This is a genomic window from Amycolatopsis sp. cmx-11-51 (assembly GCF_047608665.1).
Classification (GTDB): Bacteria; Actinomycetota; Actinomycetes; order Mycobacteriales; family Pseudonocardiaceae; genus Amycolatopsis.
In genome coordinates this window covers 539,524-556,811 of sequence record NZ_JADNQO010000001.1, presented here as the reverse complement: position 1 = coordinate 556,811, position 17,288 = coordinate 539,524, and the positions used below count along the sequence as shown (strand labels likewise).

The window sequence follows — 17,288 nt, the reverse complement described above, 5'->3', positions numbered from 1 at the left end:
GGGTGGGTTGGTGAACACACTGCGGCGCAGGTTGTTGGGCCTGCTCTTGGTCGCCGTGCTCATCGGCGGGGTGGCGTTGAGCATCGCGCTGTACCAGCGCGCGTTCACGCCCGTGGTGAGCGTGAAACTCCAGTCGGGCAGCATCGGGAACCAGTTGCTGAAGCAGTCGGACGTGAAGGTCCGCGGGCTCATCGTCGGTTCGGTCAAGGACATCGCCGCGACGTCGGAGGGTGCCGAACTCACACTCGCGCTGAATCCGGAGTCGGCGAAACTGATCCCCCAGAACGTTTCGGCGCGATTCCTTCCGAAGACGTTGTTCGGTGAGCGCTTCGTTTCCCTCGAAATCCCGGACGCCCCTTCGGCGAAGACGATCGCCGAGGGTGACGTGATCACCCAGGACCGCACGTCCAGCGCCGTCGAACTCGAGCAGGCCTTCGCCCATCTGATGCCGGTGCTGCAGGCGGTCCAGCCGCAGAAGCTGTCGAGCACGCTTTCGGCGATCTCCACCGCGCTCAACGGCCGCGGCGATCAGCTCGGTGACACGCTCGCGCAGCTCGGCACCTACGTCGGCGACCTGAACCCGCACGAGCCCCAGCTCCAGCGGAACCTCAAGGAGCTGGCGGAGTTCTCGGACAACCTCGGTGCCGTCGCCCCGGATCTGGTGCAGACCTTGGACAACCTGAGCACCACCACACGCACCGTGGTCGATCAGAAGATGAACCTGCAGAACCTCTACGGCAGTGTCACCCAGGCCTCGGTCGACCTGCGGACCTTCCTGCAGAACAACGCCGACAACCTGATCCGCCTCGCCGACAGCGCCCGCCCGACGGCGGAACTGCTGGCGAAGTACGCGCCGTCGTACCCGTGCGTGATCGGGCAGATGGCCGCCAGCCTGCCGAAGATCGACAAGGCGCTGGGCAAGGGCACCAACCGGCCCGGTCTGCACGCGACCATCGAGGTCACCGTCAACCGCGGTCCGTATCTGCCGGGCAAGGACGAGCCGAAGTTCGAGGACAAACGTGGCCCGCGCTGCTACGACCTGAAGCAGTTCCCGGACCCGTTCCCGCAATACCCGCCGGACGGCCCGATCAAGGACGGCAGCACGGTCAAACCGCCGTCCCGGTCGGCCAACGACGGTCTCTCGCCCTCGAACGGTTTCGCCAGCGTCGGTGGTTACAACGGTGGGGGAGCGCCCGGCGGTAGCCCGTCCTACAGCACGTCCGAATCGGACTTCCTCGCGCAGCTGGTCGCCCCGCAGGTCGGCATGGCCGCCGCGGACGTGCCCGGCTGGGGCTCGCTGCTCGTCGGACCGCTCTATCGGGGAGCGGAGGTGCACGTCAAGTGAGGGGTCTGCTCGCACCGCTGATCAAGCTCTGTGCCTTCGTCGTGATCACCGTGCTGTTCACGACGATCCTCGGGATCAGCATCGCCAACATCAACACCACCAGCACCAACGCCTACAAAGCGCGCTTCAGCGACGCGACCCTGGTGCTGCCCAACGACGACGTCCGCATCGCGGGCGTCCGGGTCGGGCAGGTCAAGGAGGTCCGCATCGTCGACCGCCGCCAGGCCGAGATCGAGTTCGAAGTGGACGCCGGTCGCAAACTGCCCGCCGGGGTGACCGCGCAGATCAAGTTCCGGAACCTGGTCGGCCAGCGCTACCTGTCGCTCGGGCAGGGCACCGACTCCTCCGGCAAGACGCTGGCGCCCGGCGGGAACATCCCGCTGGAGCGCACCACGCCCGCGCTCGACCTGACGCAGCTGTTCAACGGCTTCAAGCCGCTGTTCACCGCGCTCAACCCGGACGACATCAACAAGTTGTCCTACGAGGTCATCCAGGTCCTGCAGGGTGAAGGCGGCACGATCGAAAGCCTGCTGCGGCACACCGCGTCGCTGGCCACCACGATCTCCGACAAGGACCAGGTGATCGGCGAGGTCATCGACAACCTGAACTCGGTGCTCGACACGGTCAACGCGCATACGCCGCAGCTGAACGACCTGATCGTCAAGCTGCAGCAGCTGGTCTCCGGACTGGCCGCGGACCGCGAACCGATCGGCGACGCCATCGATTCGCTCGGCACCCTCGCCCAGACGACGTCCGGTCTGCTCGGCGAGGCCCGCGAGCCGCTCAAGCAGGACATCGCCGCGCTCGGCACGCTGACGAAGAACCTCAACGACAGCCAGCCGATCGTCGAGCACTTCATCCAGTTCATGCCGCAGAAGGTGACGGCGCTGACCCGCACCGCCGACTACGGCTCCTGGTTCAACTTCTTCGCCTGTGAACTGACGGGAGCCGTCGCCCTGCCTCCGCTGATCAACGAGCCGATCAACCTGCCGCTGCTGCCGGTGAACCGGGCGAGGTGCACGGCATGAAGTCGTTCCAGAAACGCAATCCGATCCCGATCGCGCTGGTCGGTATCTCGGTGCTGCTGCTCGGTTTCCTCGCCGCGCTCAACTCCGAGGACCTGCCGGTGATCGGCGGCGGGACGACCTACAGCGCGGACTTCAGCGAAACTTCGGGCCTGCAGGAGGACAACGACGTCCGGGTCGCCGGGGTGAAGGTCGGCAAGATCTCCGAGATCAAACTCGACGGCGACAAGGTCAAGATCTCCTTCAAGGTCAAGGACGCCTGGCTCGGTGACAAGACCAGCGCGGCGATCAAGATCAAGACCGTGCTCGGCCAGAAGTACCTGGCGCTCGACCCGCAGGGGCAGCGCACGCTCGACCCGAGCGCGACCATCCCGCGTGACCGGACGATGTCGCCGTTCGACGTCCTCGACGCCTTCCGCGGGCTTTCGCAGACCGTCGACGACATCGACACCGCACAGCTGGCGAAGAGCTTCGACGTCATCACGGAGACCTTCGCCGACACCCCGGCCGACGTGAAGGGCGCTCTGAACGGCCTTTCCCGCCTCTCGGACACGATCGCGTCGCGGGACTCGCAGCTGTCGACCCTGCTCGCGAACACGCGGCAGGTCTCGCAGACGCTCGTCGACCGTGACGCCGAGTTCCAGAAGCTCCTGTCCGACGGGAACAAGCTGCTCGGCGAGGTGTCCCGTCGCAAGGACGCGATCACCGCCCTGCTGGACGGCTCGCGCACGCTCGCCACCCAGCTCAAGGGGCTGGTCGACGACAACGACGCGCAGCTCGACCCGGTGCTCACCCAGCTCGACCAGCTGACCTCGATGCTGCAGCGCAACCAGGACGCCCTCGGCCAGGGCATCGCGCGGTTCGCGCCGTTCATCCGGGTGTTCACGAATACGATCGGCAACGGCCGCTGGTTCGACAACTACATCTGCGGACTGGTCCTGCCGTCGTTCGGGCCGATCAACGAGAAGGGGTGCTACGAGAAATGAGTACCCGTCTCGGTCAGAGCCTCACCCGGGGCTTCACCATCGCGATCGTGCTCGCGCTGGTCGTCGCCGGCGCACTGTGGTGGACGCTCAAGGACGCCGGCCGCAACCACGTGACCGCCTACTTCGCCGGTACCGTCGGACTGTACGAAGGCAACAGCGTCCGCATGCTCGGTGTCGACATGGGCAAGGTCACCAGGATCCAGCCGATGGGCAACCAGGTCCGCGTCGAACTCGAATACGACCGTTCGGTGGCGGTGCCCGCGGACGCGAAGGCGATCATCGTGTCGCCGTCGCTGGTCAGCGACCGCTACGTGCAGCTGGCCCCGGCCTACCAGGGCGGCCCGCGGATCGACGACGGCGCCGTCATCGGCCTCGACCGCACCGAGGTCCCCCTGGAAGTCGACGAACTCGCCGCCAGCCTTTCGCGGGTCAGCAAGTCGCTCGGCCCCAACGGCGCCAACAAGAACGGTTCGCTGTCGAACCTGCTCGACACCGCCGCGAAGAACTTCGACGGCAACGGGCAGGCACTGCACGACACGATCACGAAACTCGGCCAGGCCGCGGGCACGTTGTCCGGTAACTCCGGCGACCTGTTCAAGACCGTCGAGAACCTCGGCTCCTTCTCCCAGACACTGGTGAACAGCGACTCGCAGGTCCGCGACTTCGAGCGGCAGCTCGCCGACGTCAGCGGATTCCTCGCGGGGGAGCGGGAAAACCTCGCGGCCACGGTGAAGCAGCTGTCCGACACGCTCACCGCGGTGCAGGCGTTCATCGAGAAGAACCGCGACCGGCTCAAGTCCAATGTGGACAAGCTGGCCAGTGTGACCAAGGTGCTCGTGGACCAGCGCGGCGCACTCGCCGAGATCCTCGACGTCGCCCCGGTCGGCCTCGGGAACCTGGTCAACACCTACAACGCCTCCTCGGGCACGCTCGACGCGCGGGCCAACCTCAACGAGCTCACCCAGCCGCCGCTGGTGATGGTGTGCAACCTGCTCAAGCAGACCCCGGACGCGCTCGACGTGCTGGGCGACGCGTGCAAGGGGATCGCCGGACTGGTCGACGGGCTGGTGCCGCTGCCGTCGATCGCGCAGGTGATCCAGTCCTCGCAGGCGGGCCAGCTGCCGCCGCTTCCGCTCCCCATCGCGGGGCAGCTCTACGGATCGGCGGCGAAATGATCAAAAGGACACTCGCCCTCGCGGCCGCCGGAACGGTCGCCGCGCTGACGTTGAGCGGCTGCGCCTTCAGCGGGATCTACGACATCCCGCTGCCCGGTGGCGCCGAACTCGGCGACCACCCGTACACGGTCAAGGTGCAGTTCCGGGACGTGCTGGACCTGACCCCGCAGGCCGGGGTGAAGGTCAACGAGGTCGCCATCGGCCGTGTCGAAGCGATCGGGCTGACCCAGGACGGCTGGAACGCCGAGGTCACCGTCCGGGTCAACGGTGACGTGAAGCTGCCGGCGAACGCGCTGGCCAACGTCAGGCAGTCGAGCCTGCTCGGTGAGAAGTACGTCGAGCTGGCCGCACCCGCGGACGGTCAGGGCAAGCTGGCCGACAACGCGGTGATCCCGCTGGCGCGTACGAACCGCAGCGTCGAGGTCGAAGAGCTGCTCGGCGCGCTTTCGCTGCTGCTCAACGGTGGTGGCGTCGAACAGCTCAACACCATCACGAAGGAACTCAACAACGCCACCAGTGGCCGCTCGCCGGAACTCAAGGCGCTGCTGAACAACACCAACCAGCTGGTGACGAACCTGGACAAGCAGTCCGCGAACATCACGCGGGCACTCGACGGGCTGAACCGGCTCTCGCTGACCCTGAACGGCCAGAAGGACAAGCTGGTCGGCGCGGTCGACAACCTCGGCCCCGGTCTCGGCGTGCTGGAACAGCAGCGCGGTCAGCTGGTCACCATGCTCAACGCGCTCAACCAGCTCTCCGGCGTCGCCGTCGACACGGTGAACAAGAGCAAGGAAGACCTCGTCGCCGACCTCAAGGCATTGCAGCCGACGCTGCGGAAGCTCGGCGAAGCGGGTTCGGATCTGCCCAAGGCGCTGGAGATCCTGCTGACCTTTCCGTTCAGTGACGCCGCCTACGACGGCGTCAAGGGCGACTACTTCAACCTGTTCGCGAAGGTCGACCTGAACCTGAACGAGATCCTCAAGAACCTCGGCCGCAGCCGTGAGAACCCGCTCAAGGACATCGTCCCGGTGCCGGGACTCACCGGTGGGACCGAGGGACCCGGCGTGAATCCGCCGCTGCCGATCCCCGACAGCGTCGGCGGCGTCGGCGGCGTCGCCGGCAACCAGGCGAGCGCGCCGCAGGGCGGCGGACAGCCGCGACAGACCGGACCCGCCGGGATCTTCGGCCTGCTTTCGGGAGGTGCGGGCTGATGCTGATCCGTCGGACGAAGCTCCAGCTGGTCGCGTTCGCGATCATCTCCGTCGTCGCGATCGTGTACGCGCTGATCCGGTTCGCCGGTCTCGGCCAGGTCTTCGGCGACGAGGGCTACACGGTGAAGCTCGAACTCAAGCAGTCGGGCGGCATCTTCCAGAACGCGGAAGTCACCTACCGCGGCTTCAACATCGGCCGCGTCGGCGAGCTGCGCCTGACCAAGGCCGGGCTGGAAGCCGACCTCGACATCGCTCCCGACGCCCCGCAGGTGCCCGCCGATCTGGACGCCGTGGTCGCGAACCGGTCGGCGGTCGGCGAGCAGTTCGTCGACCTGCGACCCAAGGGAGAGAAGGGCCCGTTCCTGAAGCCGGGATCGGTCATCCCCGCAGACAAGGTCAAGACGCCGGTGCCCACCGAGCAGCTCATCGGTGACCTCGACAGCCTCGCGGCGTCGGTGCCGACCGACTCGCTGCGCAAAGTCGTCGACGAGTCGTACAACGCCTTCAACGGCACCGGCCCGGACCTGCAGCGGCTGCTCGACACCGCGCGCAGCTTCACCACGACCGCGCAGGAGTATCTGCCGCAGACCATCCAGCTGCTGGAAAAGGGTGGGCAGGTCCTCGAGACGCAAAACGACATGGCGAGCTCGATGAAGTCGTTCAGCGCGGACCTGAACAAGCTCTCCGGCACGCTGAAGAACTCCGACGCCGACATCCGGAAGCTGATCGGGATCACCCCGCGGGTGGCGACCCAGATCAGCGAGGTGCTCGCGGAATCGGGGCCGGGACTGGGCGCGCTCACCGCGAACCTGCTCACGACGTCGAACCTGCTCGTGACCCGGCTCGACGGACTCGAGCAGGGCCTGGTGACCTATCCGATGCTCGCGGCGGGCGCGAACACCGTCGCCAACGACGGCACCGCGCACCTGGGCCTCGCGCTCAACCTGTTCAACCCGCCTTCGTGCACCAAAGGCTACATCGGCCTCGACAAGTACCGCGAAGGCACCGACACGACGGTGCGCCCGCCGAAGGACGACGCGTACTGCGCCGAGCCGAAGGGCAGCCCGATCAACGTGCGCGGTTCGCAGAACGTGCCGTACAACGGTGTCCCGCAGATCCCGTCGCAGGGCGACGTCGCCGCCAACGCCGGCCGGTCGGCCGAGGAGCTGGCCAGCCTGCGCGCGGCGCAGGGCATGCCGAGCGTCCTGCAGAGCCCGGGTGTCAGCCTGGCCAGCCTCGGGGCGCTGCTGGGCCTGCCCGGCTGAGCCCGAGACCGTATACCTACCCTGGAGTGTCATGAGTTCTTCTCGATCGCGGACCCTGGTCCTGGGGGCGGCGGCGTTCGCCCTGGCCGCCTTCGTCGCCGCTGCGCTCTTCGGGATCCAGTGGGCAGTGGCCGCCTCCGACGACAACGCCGATCTCGCGCGTTCGCGTGACGACGTCGTCAAGGCGGGCGGCACCGCGATCAAGGCGTACACCGAGGTCGACTTCGAGAACCTCAACGAGTTTTTCGAGCGGCAGAAGACCGTCTCCGACGAGAAGATGGCCGAACAGCTGAAACAGCTCGAGCCGACTTACCGCAAGGCGCTCGGCGACGCGAAGACCAAGGTCGCGACCACGATCCAGGACATCGCCGTCGAGGAACTCGACGACCACGAGGGCAAGGCGAGCTTCCTCGCCGCCATCACCACGCAGGTCACCCAGGGCGACAAGGCGAGCTCCAAGGCGTTGCGCCTGGAGGTCTCGATGACCCGGGTCGGCGATGAGTGGAAGCTGTCCGGGATCGACAACGTGCCCCTCGTCGCGGCCGGCCAGTAAGAGCGTCACCCAGAACGGAGTCCGTAGTGCCCTCCTCCCGCCGCCAGCCCCCTCGCAGCACTCCGCCGGTGCGCCGCCCACGGGTGGCCGGTCTGCGACGGCCTGGCTCCTCTTCCGTTTCCGAGGTCGACACGGCTCCTTCGGTGGAGGAGACGCCTGAGGTGAAGCCGTCGCCGCGTCCGTCGCCGAGGCCTGCTCCGCGTCCGGCGCCCGAGCCTGCCGAGGCCGTTGAGGAGCCTGCTCAGGCTGCTGAGCCTGCAGTGGCCGCTGTCGAGGCTCCTGAGAGCACTGAGGCCCCTGAAGACGAGGTTGTCGCGAAGCCGAGTCCGCGTGCGAAGGTCCGGGCGGCCGCCAAGGCGAAGCCGGACGACATCGAAGAGGCCGAAGCCGAGGTCGCTTCCGAGTCCGACGCTGACTCCGACTCCGACTCCGACTCCGACTCCGACTCCGATGAGAAGCCGGAAAAGGCGAAGAAGCCGGTCTCCACGCAGCTGATCCTGGCGGGCGCGCTGGTCGTCGTCGGGCTGCTGCTGGCCGCGTCCGCGGTGCTGTTCAAGATCCAGGCCGACGACGTGTCGAGCTCGACGGACAACACCGCGCTGCTGGACGTCGCGAAGACCGCGCAGGTCAAGGACCAGGTCGCGAAGGCGACCGAGGCGCTGTTCTCGTACGACTACAACAACATCGCGAAGACCGAGACCGCGGCGGGCGATCTGCTGGTCAACGACGAGGTGCGGGCGAAGTACAACCTGCTGATGGGCGAGGTCAAGCGACTGGCCCCGCAGCAGAAGATGGTCGTGACCTGCAAGGTCACCCGCAGCGCCGTCATCCGGCTGGAAGGTGACCGGGCCGACGTGATGGTGTTCGTCGACCAGAGCTCGACGCGGGCCGACACGAACAAGACGACCGCCGGGAGCGCGCAGCTGCACTTGAACGCGGAACTGCAGGGCGACAAGTGGAAGATCACGGCGATGAACACCTACGCCGCTCCGCCCAACCCAGCCGCTTCCCCAGCCCCCTCCAAGTAGCCCCGCCCCGGAGCGCGTTTAGCCCCCTGATCGCGCTCCGGTCGCCGGGCGACCTGCGTTTAGCCCCCTAATCGTGATCTGGTGCTCCGGCGCTTCGGTCAGGAACGCTGCTTGCCCCGGGGTCCGGTCGTGTCGCGTTTAGCGGGCTAAACGCGACACGGGGCCGCCGTGAGTTGGGTCAGGGTGTGATGATCGAGTTCCCTCGGTTGAGCTGAGGGATGGGGCCTTCACGGATCGGGACCGGCGACCAGCCGAAGCCGAACCACTCTCGCCCTGACCCGAATCGCCACTGACGACCCCGACGGCCACCGCCCACCGCGCCATCCCCGTACGCGGCCCTCAGCGCGCACCCGGCCGCCCTCGACGGGGGGCTCGCTACCGCGTCGTGTTTAGCCCCCTGATCGCGATCTGAGGGCCTCCCTGTGAACCGCCCCAGAAGACGCACCGGCCACAGCCGCCACAAGTCCCAGCCCGCCCAGGAGCACTCCGCCCCCCGACCCGGTGACTCTCCGGAACGGCCCCCGGCGGGTCGCGATTAGCCCGCTAAACGCAGGTCGGTGCCCCAACGCCGTCACCTGCGGGTACGGGCGGTAACCAGGATGGCCGTCCTGTGAAGCCCTCGTCGCGGCGCTACTTCGACGCTGCGCCAACCGGCGGGTCCGCCGCGCGGCATCTTGACTCAGAGCCCGCGTGGGGTCACGCTTACTGCCAACGGCGAGAACCGGCGGTGCCCTTGCGGGAGGGACGGTCCGGGGAAGCCGAGGAGAGGCATACCTGAAGACGTCGCGACGCAGGCTGGGCCCCATCAGGAGTGCCCCCTGGACATACCGTGACGTTCGGGCTAGACTGCTTCTTTGCGCTGCCCTCTTTCAGGCTGCCCGGAGCCGGTAGTTAGGATAGTGGGCACACGGCACCCTTGACAGTCCGCATCAGCTGTTGCTGACGCGGCTGCTCACCGCTCATTGTCCCCGGAAGGACGCATCTTGGCAGTCTCTCCCGCGAACCAGGCCACTGCTGCGACCACCTCGGCTGTATCTCGCTCGGAGTCCACGGGAATCCCGGGAGCCCCCAAGCGGGTCTCCTTCGCAAAGATTCGCGAGCCGCTCAACACCCCGAACCTGCTCGACGTGCAGATCAGGTCCTTCGAATGGTTCACCGGCGACGAGGCGTGGTTCGAACGCCGCGTCGAAGAAGGTGAAGAAAACCCGGTCGGTGGCCTGGAAGAGGTCCTCAACGAGATCTCGCCGATCGAAGACTTCTCCGGATCCATGTCGCTGTCCTTCTCCGACCCGCGCTTCGACGAGGTCAAGGCCTCCGTCGAGGAGTGCAAGGACAAGGACATGACGTACGCGGCCCCGCTGTTCGTGACCGCCGAGTTCGTGAACAACAACACCGGCGAGATCAAGAGCCAGACGGTCTTCATGGGCGACTTCCCGGTGATGACCGACAAGGGCACCTTCGTCATCAACGGCACCGAGCGTGTCGTCGTGTCGCAGCTGGTCCGCTCGCCTGGTGTGTACTTCGACACCAGCGTCGACAAGACCACGGACAAGGACGTCTTCAACGTCCGTGTCATCCCGAGCCGGGGTGCCTGGCTGGAGTTCGACGTCGACAAGCGCGACACCGTCGGCGTCCGCATCGACCGCAAGCGCCGCCAGCCGGTGACCGTGTTGCTGAAGGCGCTGGGCTGGACCACCGAGGCGATCCGCGAGCGTTTCTCCTTCTCCGAGACGCTGCTCGCCACCCTCGAGAAGGACCACACCGCCGGCACCGACGAGGCCCTCCTCGACATCTACCGCAAGCTGCGCCCGGGCGAACCCCCCACCAAGGAGAGCGCGCAGACGCTGCTGGAGAACCTGTTCTTCAAGCCGAAGCGCTACGACCTGGCCAAGGTCGGCCGGTACAAGGTCAACAAGAAGCTCGCCCTCACCACGCCGTACGACACCGGGACGCTGACCGAAGAGGACATCGTCTCGACGATCGAGTACCTGGTCCGGCTGCACGCGGGCGAGGACAAGGTGACCGTCGGCGACCAGACCATCCCGGTCGAGACCGACGACATCGACCACTTCGGCAACCGTCGTCTCCGCACCGTCGGCGAGCTCATCCAGAACCAGATCCGCGTGGGTCTGTCCCGGATGGAGCGCGTCGTCCGTGAGCGGATGACCACGCAGGACGTCGAGGCGATCACGCCGCAGACCCTGATCAACATCCGTCCCGTCGTGGCGGCGATCAAGGAGTTCTTCGGTACTTCGCAGCTGTCGCAGTTCATGGACCAGAACAACCCGCTGTCGGGGCTGACGCACAAGCGTCGTCTGTCCGCCCTCGGCCCGGGTGGTCTGTCGCGTGAGCGCGCCGGCATGGAGGTCCGTGACGTCCACCCGTCGCACTACGGCCGCATGTGCCCGATCGAGACGCCGGAAGGCCCGAACATCGGCCTGATCGGTTCGCTCTGTTCGTACGCGCGGGTCAACCCGTTCGGTTTCATCGAGACCCCGTACCGCAAGGTCGTCGAGGGCCGGGTCACCGACCAGGTCGACTACCTCACCGCGGACGAGGAAGACCGGTTCGTGAAGGCGCAGGCCAACGCGCCGATCTCGGATGACGGCACCTTCGTCGAAGACCGCGTCCTGGTCCGTAAGAAGGGCGGCGAGGTCGAGCTGATCGACCCGCTGGACGTGGACTACATGGACGTCTCGCCGCGACAGATGGTCTCGGTCGCGACGGCGATGATCCCGTTCCTCGAGCACGACGACGCGAACCGCGCGCTGATGGGCGCGAACATGCAGCGTCAGGCCGTGCCGCTGCTCCGCAACCAGGCGCCGTACGTCGGCACCGGCGTGGAGCTGCGGGCCGCGGTGGACGCCGGTGACGTGCTCGTCGCCGAGCAGTCCGGTGTCGTCGAGGAACTCTCGGCCGACCTGATCACGATCATGCACGACGACGGCACGCGGAAGAGCTACGGACTGTACAAGTTCCGCCGCTCCAACCACGGCACCTGCTTCAACCACCGCCCGATCGTCAACGAGGGTGACCGGGTCGAGCAGGGTCAGGTCATCGCCGACGGCCCGTCCACCGAGAACGGTGAGATGGCGCTCGGCAAGAACCTGCTCGTCGCGGTCATGCCGTGGGAGGGCCACAACTACGAGGACGCGATCATCCTCTCCGAGCGCCTGGTGCAGGACGACGTGCTCACGTCGATCCACATCGAGGAGCACGAGATCGACGCCCGCGACACCAAGCTGGGCGCCGAGGAGATCACCCGGGACATCCCGAACGTCTCCGAGGAGGTCCTGGCCGACCTCGACGAACGCGGCATCATCCGCATCGGTGCCGAGGTCCGCGACGGCGACATCCTGGTCGGCAAGGTCACGCCCAAGGGTGAGACCGAGCTGACCCCGGAAGAGCGCCTGCTCCGTGCGATCTTCGGCGAGAAGGCCCGTGAGGTCCGCGACACCTCGCTGAAGGTGCCGCACGGCGAGACCGGCAAGGTCATCGGCATCCGCGTGTTCTCGCGAGAGGACGACGACGAGCTGCCCCCTGGCGTCAACGAACTGGTCCGCGTCTACGTGGCCCAGAAGCGGAAGATTCAGCCGGGCGACAAGCTCGCCGGCCGCCACGGGAACAAGGGTGTCATCGGCAAGATCCTTCCCGCCGAGGACATGCCGTTCATGGAGGACGGCACGCCCGTCGACATCATCCTGAACACCCACGGTGTCCCGCGACGGATGAACATCGGCCAGGTCCTGGAACTCCACCTGGGCTGGCTGGCGTCGCAGGGCTGGAAGATCGAGGGCAACCCCGACTGGGCGAAGAACCTCAACGAGGAGCTGTACGACGTCGACCCCGGCACGAACACCGCCACCCCGGTGTTCGACGGTGCCAAGGAAGACGAGCTGACCGGCCTGCTCGGTGCCACCAAGCCGAACCGCGACGGTGAGCGCATGGTGAAGCAGAACGGCAAGGCCACGCTGCTGGACGGCCGCTCCGGCGAGCCGTACCCGTACCCGGTCGCGGTCGGCTACATGTACATCCTGAAGCTGCACCACCTTGTCGACGACAAGATCCACGCCCGGTCCACCGGTCCGTACTCGATGATCACGCAGCAGCCGCTGGGTGGTAAGGCGCAGTTCGGTGGCCAGCGCTTCGGTGAGATGGAGTGCTGGGCGATGCAGGCGTACGGCGCCGCATACACCCTGCAGGAGCTCCTGACCATCAAGTCGGACGACGTGGTCGGCCGCGTGAAGGTGTACGAGGCGATCGTCAAGGGGGAGAACATCCCCGAGCCGGGTATCCCCGAGTCGTTCAAGGTGCTCCTGAAGGAGCTCCAGTCGCTCTGCCTCAACGTCGAGGTGCTGTCCAGCGATGGCGCCGCGATCGAGATGCGCGACTCCGACGACGAGGACCTCGAGCGCGCCGCCGCCAACCTCGGCATCAACCTGTCCCGCAACGAGTCGCCCTCGGTGGACGACGTCGTGCACTGACGGCTGTCCGAGGCGGGGCCTGCCTCCCGTGGGTCCCGCCTCGACCGCCAACCCCTCTAGTCGACTCAACCCCAAGGGGATGCAAAGACGTGCTGGACGTCAACTTCTTCGATGAGCTCCGCATCGGCCTCGCTACCGCCGACGACATTCGTCAGTGGTCCTTCGGCGAGGTCAAGAAGCCGGAGACCATCAACTACCGGACGCTCAAGCCCGAGAAGGACGGCCTCTTCTGCGAGAAGATCTTCGGCCCGACCCGGGACTGGGAGTGCTACTGCGGTAAGTACAAGCGGGTCCGCTTCAAGGGCATCATCTGCGAGCGCTGTGGCGTCGAGGTCACCCGTGCCAAGGTGCGCCGTGAGCGGATGGGCCACATCGAGCTGGCCGCTCCCGTCACCCACATCTGGTACTTCAAGGGTGTTCCCTCCCGCCTCGGCTACCTGCTCGACCTGGCGCCGAAGGACCTCGAGAAGATCATCTACTTCGCGGCCTACGTGATCACCGGTGTGAACACCGAGCTGCGGCACACCGACCTGCCGACCCTCGAGAACGAGATCGGCGTCGAGCGCAAGAACCTCGAGACCAAGCGTGACGCGGACATCGAGGCACGGGCGCAGAAGCTGGAAGCCGACCTGGCCGAGCTGGAGGCGGAGGGCGCCAAGTCCGACGTCCGCCGCAAGGTCAAGGAAGGCGGCGAGCGCGAGATGCGTCAGCTGCGTGACCGCGCCGGTCGCGAGCTGGACCGTCTCGAGGAGGTCTGGACGACCTTCACCAAGCTCGACGTCCGTCAGCTGATCGCCGACGAGCTGCTCTACCGCGAGCTCATCGACCGCTACGGCGAGTACTTCACCGGCGGCATGGGCGCGGAGGCCATCCAGAAGCTGGCCGCCGAGTTCGACGTCGCGGCCGAGGCCGACCACCTGCGCGACACCATCCGCAACGGCAAGGGGCAGAAGAAGCTCCGCGCGCTGAAGCGGCTCAAGGTCGTCGCGGCCTTCCAGATGACCGGCAACGACCCGCGCGGCATGGTGCTCGACGCCGTCCCGGTGATCCCGCCGGACCTGCGCCCGATGGTCCAGCTCGACGGTGGCCGGTTCGCCACCTCCGACCTGAACGACCTCTACCGCCGGGTCATCAACCGCAACAACCGGTTGAAGCGGCTGATCGACCTCGGCGCGCCCGAGATCATCGTCAACAACGAGAAGCGGATGCTGCAGGAGGCCGTCGACGCGCTGTTCGACAACGGCCGCCGCGGCCGCCCGGTCACCGGTCCCGGTAACCGCCCGCTGAAGTCGCTGTCCGACCTGCTCAAGGGCAAGCAGGGCCGGTTCCGTCAGAACCTGCTCGGCAAGCGTGTCGACTACTCCGGCCGTTCCGTCATCATCGTCGGCCCGCAGCTGAAGCTGCACCAGTGCGGTCTGCCGAAGGACATGGCGCTCGAGCTGTTCAAGCCGTTCGTCATGAAGCGGCTGGTCGACCTGAACCACGCGCAGAACATCAAGTCCGCCAAGCGGATGGTGGAGCGCTCGCGCCCGCAGGTGTGGGACGTGCTCGAAGAGGTCATCACCGGCCACCCGGTGATGCTGAACCGTGCGCCGACCCTGCACCGCCTCGGTATCCAGGCCTTCGAGCCGCAGCTGGTCGAAGGCAAGGCCATCCAGCTGCACCCGCTGGTCTGTGAAGCGTTCAACGCGGACTTCGACGGTGACCAGATGGCCGTGCACCTCCCGCTTTCCGCGGAGGCGCAGGCCGAGGCCCGCATCCTGATGCTGTCGGCGAACAACATCCTTTCGCCGGCGTCGGGCCGCCCGCTCGCCATGCCGCGGCTGGACATGGTGACCGGTCTGTTCCACCTGACCCGTCTCACCGAGAAGGCCGAGGGTGCGGGCAACGCGTACTCCTCGCCCGCCGAAGCGATCATGGCGTACGACCTCAAGGCGCTGAGCCTGCACGCTCCGGTCAAGATCCGCATCGTCGACCGTCAGCCCGCCAAGGCCGACGAAGCGGCGCTCGCGGAGAAGGGCTGGGAGCCGGGCAAGGCCTGGCTGGCCGAGACCACCCTGGGCCGCGTGCTGTTCAACGAGCTGCTGCCGGCGGACTACCCGTTCATCAATGAGCCGATGCCGAAGAAGCGTCAGGCCCTGATCGTGAACGACCTCGCCGAGCGGTACTCGATGACGCAGGTCGCGCAGACCCTGGACCGCCTGAAGGACGCCGGTTTCTACTGGGCGACCCGTTCGGGCGTCACGGTCGCGATCTCCGACGTGCTGGTCCCGACGGGCAAGAAGGCCATTCTGGACGAGTACGAAGGCAAGGCCGACCAGGTCGAGAAGCGGTACCAGCGTGGTCAGCTGTCGCACACCGAGCGCAACAACGAGCTCGTCAAGGTGTGGACGCAGGCCACCGAAGAGGTCCACAAGATCATGGAGACGGCGCTGCCGGACGACAACCCGATCGCGATGATCGTGAAGTCGGGCGCGGCGGGCAACATGACGCAGGTCCGGTCGCTGGCCGGTATGCGTGGGCTGGTGTCGAACCCGAAGGGTGAGTACATCCCGCGTCCGATCAAGGCCAACTTCCGTGAAGGCCTGTCGGTGGCGGAGTACTTCATCGCGACGCACGGTGCCCGTAAGGGTCTGGCGGACACGGCGCTCCGTACCGCCGACTCGGGTTACCTGACCCGTCGTCTGGTGGACGTGTCGCAGGACGTCATCGTCCGCGAGGTCGACTGTGGCACCACCCGCGGCATCAACATGCCGATCGGTGAGGACATCGGCGACGGCAAGGTCCTGCGTGACCAGCACGTCGAGACCAGCGTGTACGCGCGGAACCTGGCGACCGACGCGGTCGACGCCAAGGGCAACGTCGTGCTCAACGCCGGTGACGACATCGGCGACCCGGCACTGGACAAGCTCATCTCGAGCGGGATCGCCAAGGTCAAGGTGCGTTCGGTGCTGACCTGTGAGTCGGCCGTCGGTATCTGCGCCACCTGCTACGGCCGGTCCATGGCGACCGGTCAGCTCGTCGACGTCGGCGAGGCCGTGGGTATCGTCGCGGCCCAGTCGATCGGTGAGCCGGGCACGCAGCTGACGATGCGTACGTTCCACCAGGGTGGTGTCGCCGGTGACGACATCACGACCGGTCTGCCCCGTGTCCAGGAGCTGTTCGAGGCCCGGGTCCCGAAGGGCAAGGCGCCGATCGCCGACGTCGATGGCCGCGTGCGCATCGAGGAGAGCGAGCGGTTCTGGAAGATCACGCTGATCCCGGACGACGGCAGCGAAGAGATCGTCTTCGACAAGCTGTCCAAGCGTCAGCGGCTCGCGAACACCTCGAACGGCCCGCTGGGCGACGGTGACCGCGTCAACGTCGGTCAGCAGCTGCTCGAAGGCACACCGGACCCGCACGAGGTCCTGCGGGTCATGGGGCCGCGCGAGGCGCAGATGCACCTGGTGGACGAGGTCCAGAAGGTGTACCGGGCGCAGGGTGTGTCGATCCACGACAAGCACATCGAGGTCATCGTGCGGCAGATGCTGCGCCGCGTGACGATCATCGACTCCGGTGCCACGGACTTCCTCCCTGGCGAACTGCCCGAGCGGACCAAGTTCGAGGCGAAGAACCGGGCGTCGGTCGCCGAGGGTGGCGAGCCGGCCTCGGGTCGCCCGGTGCTGATGGGGATCACGAAGGCCTCGCTGACCACGGACTCGTGGCTGTCGGCGGCTTCGTTCCAGGAGACCACACGTGTCCTGACCGACGCGGCCATCAACGGCCGTTCGGACAAGCTCGTTGGCCTCAAGGAGAACGTGATCATCGGTAAGCTGATCCCGGCCGGTACCGGGATCAACAAGTACCGCAACATCCAGGTGCAGCCGACCGAGGAGGCGCGGGTCGCCGCTTACGCGATCCCGTCCTACGACGACGGCTACTACACCCCGGATGTGTTCGGCTCCACGCCGGGCGCCGCGGTGCCGCTGGACGACTACGACTTCGGCCGCGACTTCCGCTGATCGAAGCGAAATCCACGAGAAGGGCCCCTGCCGATTCGGCGGGGGCCCTTCTCGTTTTTCGGGGCAGTTCCGGTTCTGACGCCTCTGTTCGAAATGCATGTTGGCAGTCCACGAATCTCGCTCGAGTGATCGCGTTCTACGCGGGCCGGCGTATCCGCAGAGGTCCGCCGCGGCGGATACGGGGCCTTCGGCGCCATCGGCGGTCTTCCGGAGTG

10 protein-coding genes are annotated in these 17,288 nt (G+C 66.9%); all 10 read left to right on the top strand.

Annotated features, from left to right (window positions below):
* Positions 1 to 10: 10 nt before the first annotated feature.
* The 10 genes from ACM6LU_RS02720 to ACM6LU_RS02675 all read left to right on the top strand — a co-directional run bounded on the left by ACM6LU_RS02720 (position 11) and on the right by ACM6LU_RS02675 (position 17,073).
* Complete coding sequence (locus ACM6LU_RS02720) at positions 11 to 1,345, top strand: MCE family protein (protein WP_414935959.1); 1,335 nt, start codon at positions 11 to 13, stop codon at positions 1,343 to 1,345.
* Entirely contained in the window at positions 1,342 to 2,373 is a 1,032-nt protein-coding gene (locus ACM6LU_RS02715; protein ID WP_414935958.1) for an MCE family protein, read from the top strand. Before ACM6LU_RS02720 ends, ACM6LU_RS02715 begins: the two co-directional genes overlap by 4 nt.
* Positions 2,370 to 3,356 (top strand): MCE family protein, encoded by a 987-nt coding sequence (locus tag ACM6LU_RS02710; protein ID WP_414935957.1) that lies wholly within the window; start codon positions 2,370 to 2,372, stop codon positions 3,354 to 3,356. Before ACM6LU_RS02715 ends, ACM6LU_RS02710 begins: the two co-directional genes overlap by 4 nt.
* Entirely contained in the window at positions 3,353 to 4,531 is a 1,179-nt protein-coding gene (locus ACM6LU_RS02705) for an MCE family protein (RefSeq protein ID WP_414935956.1), read from the top strand. The genes ACM6LU_RS02710 and ACM6LU_RS02705 overlap by 4 nt, the downstream gene beginning before the upstream one ends.
* The gene (locus ACM6LU_RS02700) at positions 4,528 to 5,742 is read left to right on the top strand and encodes an MCE family protein (protein WP_414935955.1); all 1,215 of its coding nucleotides are present in this window, start codon (positions 4,528 to 4,530) and stop codon (positions 5,740 to 5,742) included. Before ACM6LU_RS02705 ends, ACM6LU_RS02700 begins: the two co-directional genes overlap by 4 nt.
* Positions 5,742 to 7,007: an MCE family protein gene (locus tag ACM6LU_RS02695; RefSeq protein WP_414935954.1), complete on the top strand. Its 1,266-nt coding sequence runs from the start codon at positions 5,742 to 5,744 to the stop codon at positions 7,005 to 7,007. The genes ACM6LU_RS02700 and ACM6LU_RS02695 overlap by 1 nt, the downstream gene beginning before the upstream one ends.
* 31 nt (positions 7,008 to 7,038) lie before the next feature.
* Positions 7,039 to 7,560, top strand: a complete 522-nt coding sequence (locus tag ACM6LU_RS02690; RefSeq protein ID WP_414935953.1) for a hypothetical protein — start codon at positions 7,039 to 7,041, stop codon at positions 7,558 to 7,560.
* Positions 7,561 to 7,820: 260 nt separating this feature from the next.
* Entirely contained in the window at positions 7,821 to 8,588 is a 768-nt protein-coding gene (locus ACM6LU_RS02685; protein ID WP_414935952.1) for a hypothetical protein, read from the top strand.
* Positions 8,589 to 9,571: 983 nt separating this feature from the next.
* Positions 9,572 to 13,072, top strand: a complete 3,501-nt coding sequence (locus tag ACM6LU_RS02680; protein ID WP_414935951.1) for a DNA-directed RNA polymerase subunit beta — start codon at positions 9,572 to 9,574, stop codon at positions 13,070 to 13,072.
* A gap of 89 nt (positions 13,073 to 13,161) precedes the next feature.
* Positions 13,162 to 17,073 (top strand): DNA-directed RNA polymerase subunit beta', encoded by a 3,912-nt coding sequence (locus ACM6LU_RS02675; protein ID WP_414935950.1) that lies wholly within the window; start codon positions 13,162 to 13,164, stop codon positions 17,071 to 17,073.
* Positions 17,074 to 17,288: the final 215 nt, after the last annotated feature.

Coding starts and splice junctions, on each gene's coding strand:
- ACM6LU_RS02710 (WP_414935957.1), top strand. CDS start 2,370: ATGAAGTCGTTCCAGAAACGCAATCCGATCCCGATCGCGCTGGTCGGT.
- ACM6LU_RS02705 (WP_414935956.1), top strand. CDS start 3,353: ATGAGTACCCGTCTCGGTCAGAGCCTCACCCGGGGCTTCACCATCGCG.
- ACM6LU_RS02700 (WP_414935955.1), top strand. CDS start 4,528: ATGATCAAAAGGACACTCGCCCTCGCGGCCGCCGGAACGGTCGCCGCG.
- ACM6LU_RS02695 (WP_414935954.1), top strand. CDS start 5,742: ATGCTGATCCGTCGGACGAAGCTCCAGCTGGTCGCGTTCGCGATCATC.
- ACM6LU_RS02690 (WP_414935953.1), top strand. CDS start 7,039: ATGAGTTCTTCTCGATCGCGGACCCTGGTCCTGGGGGCGGCGGCGTTC.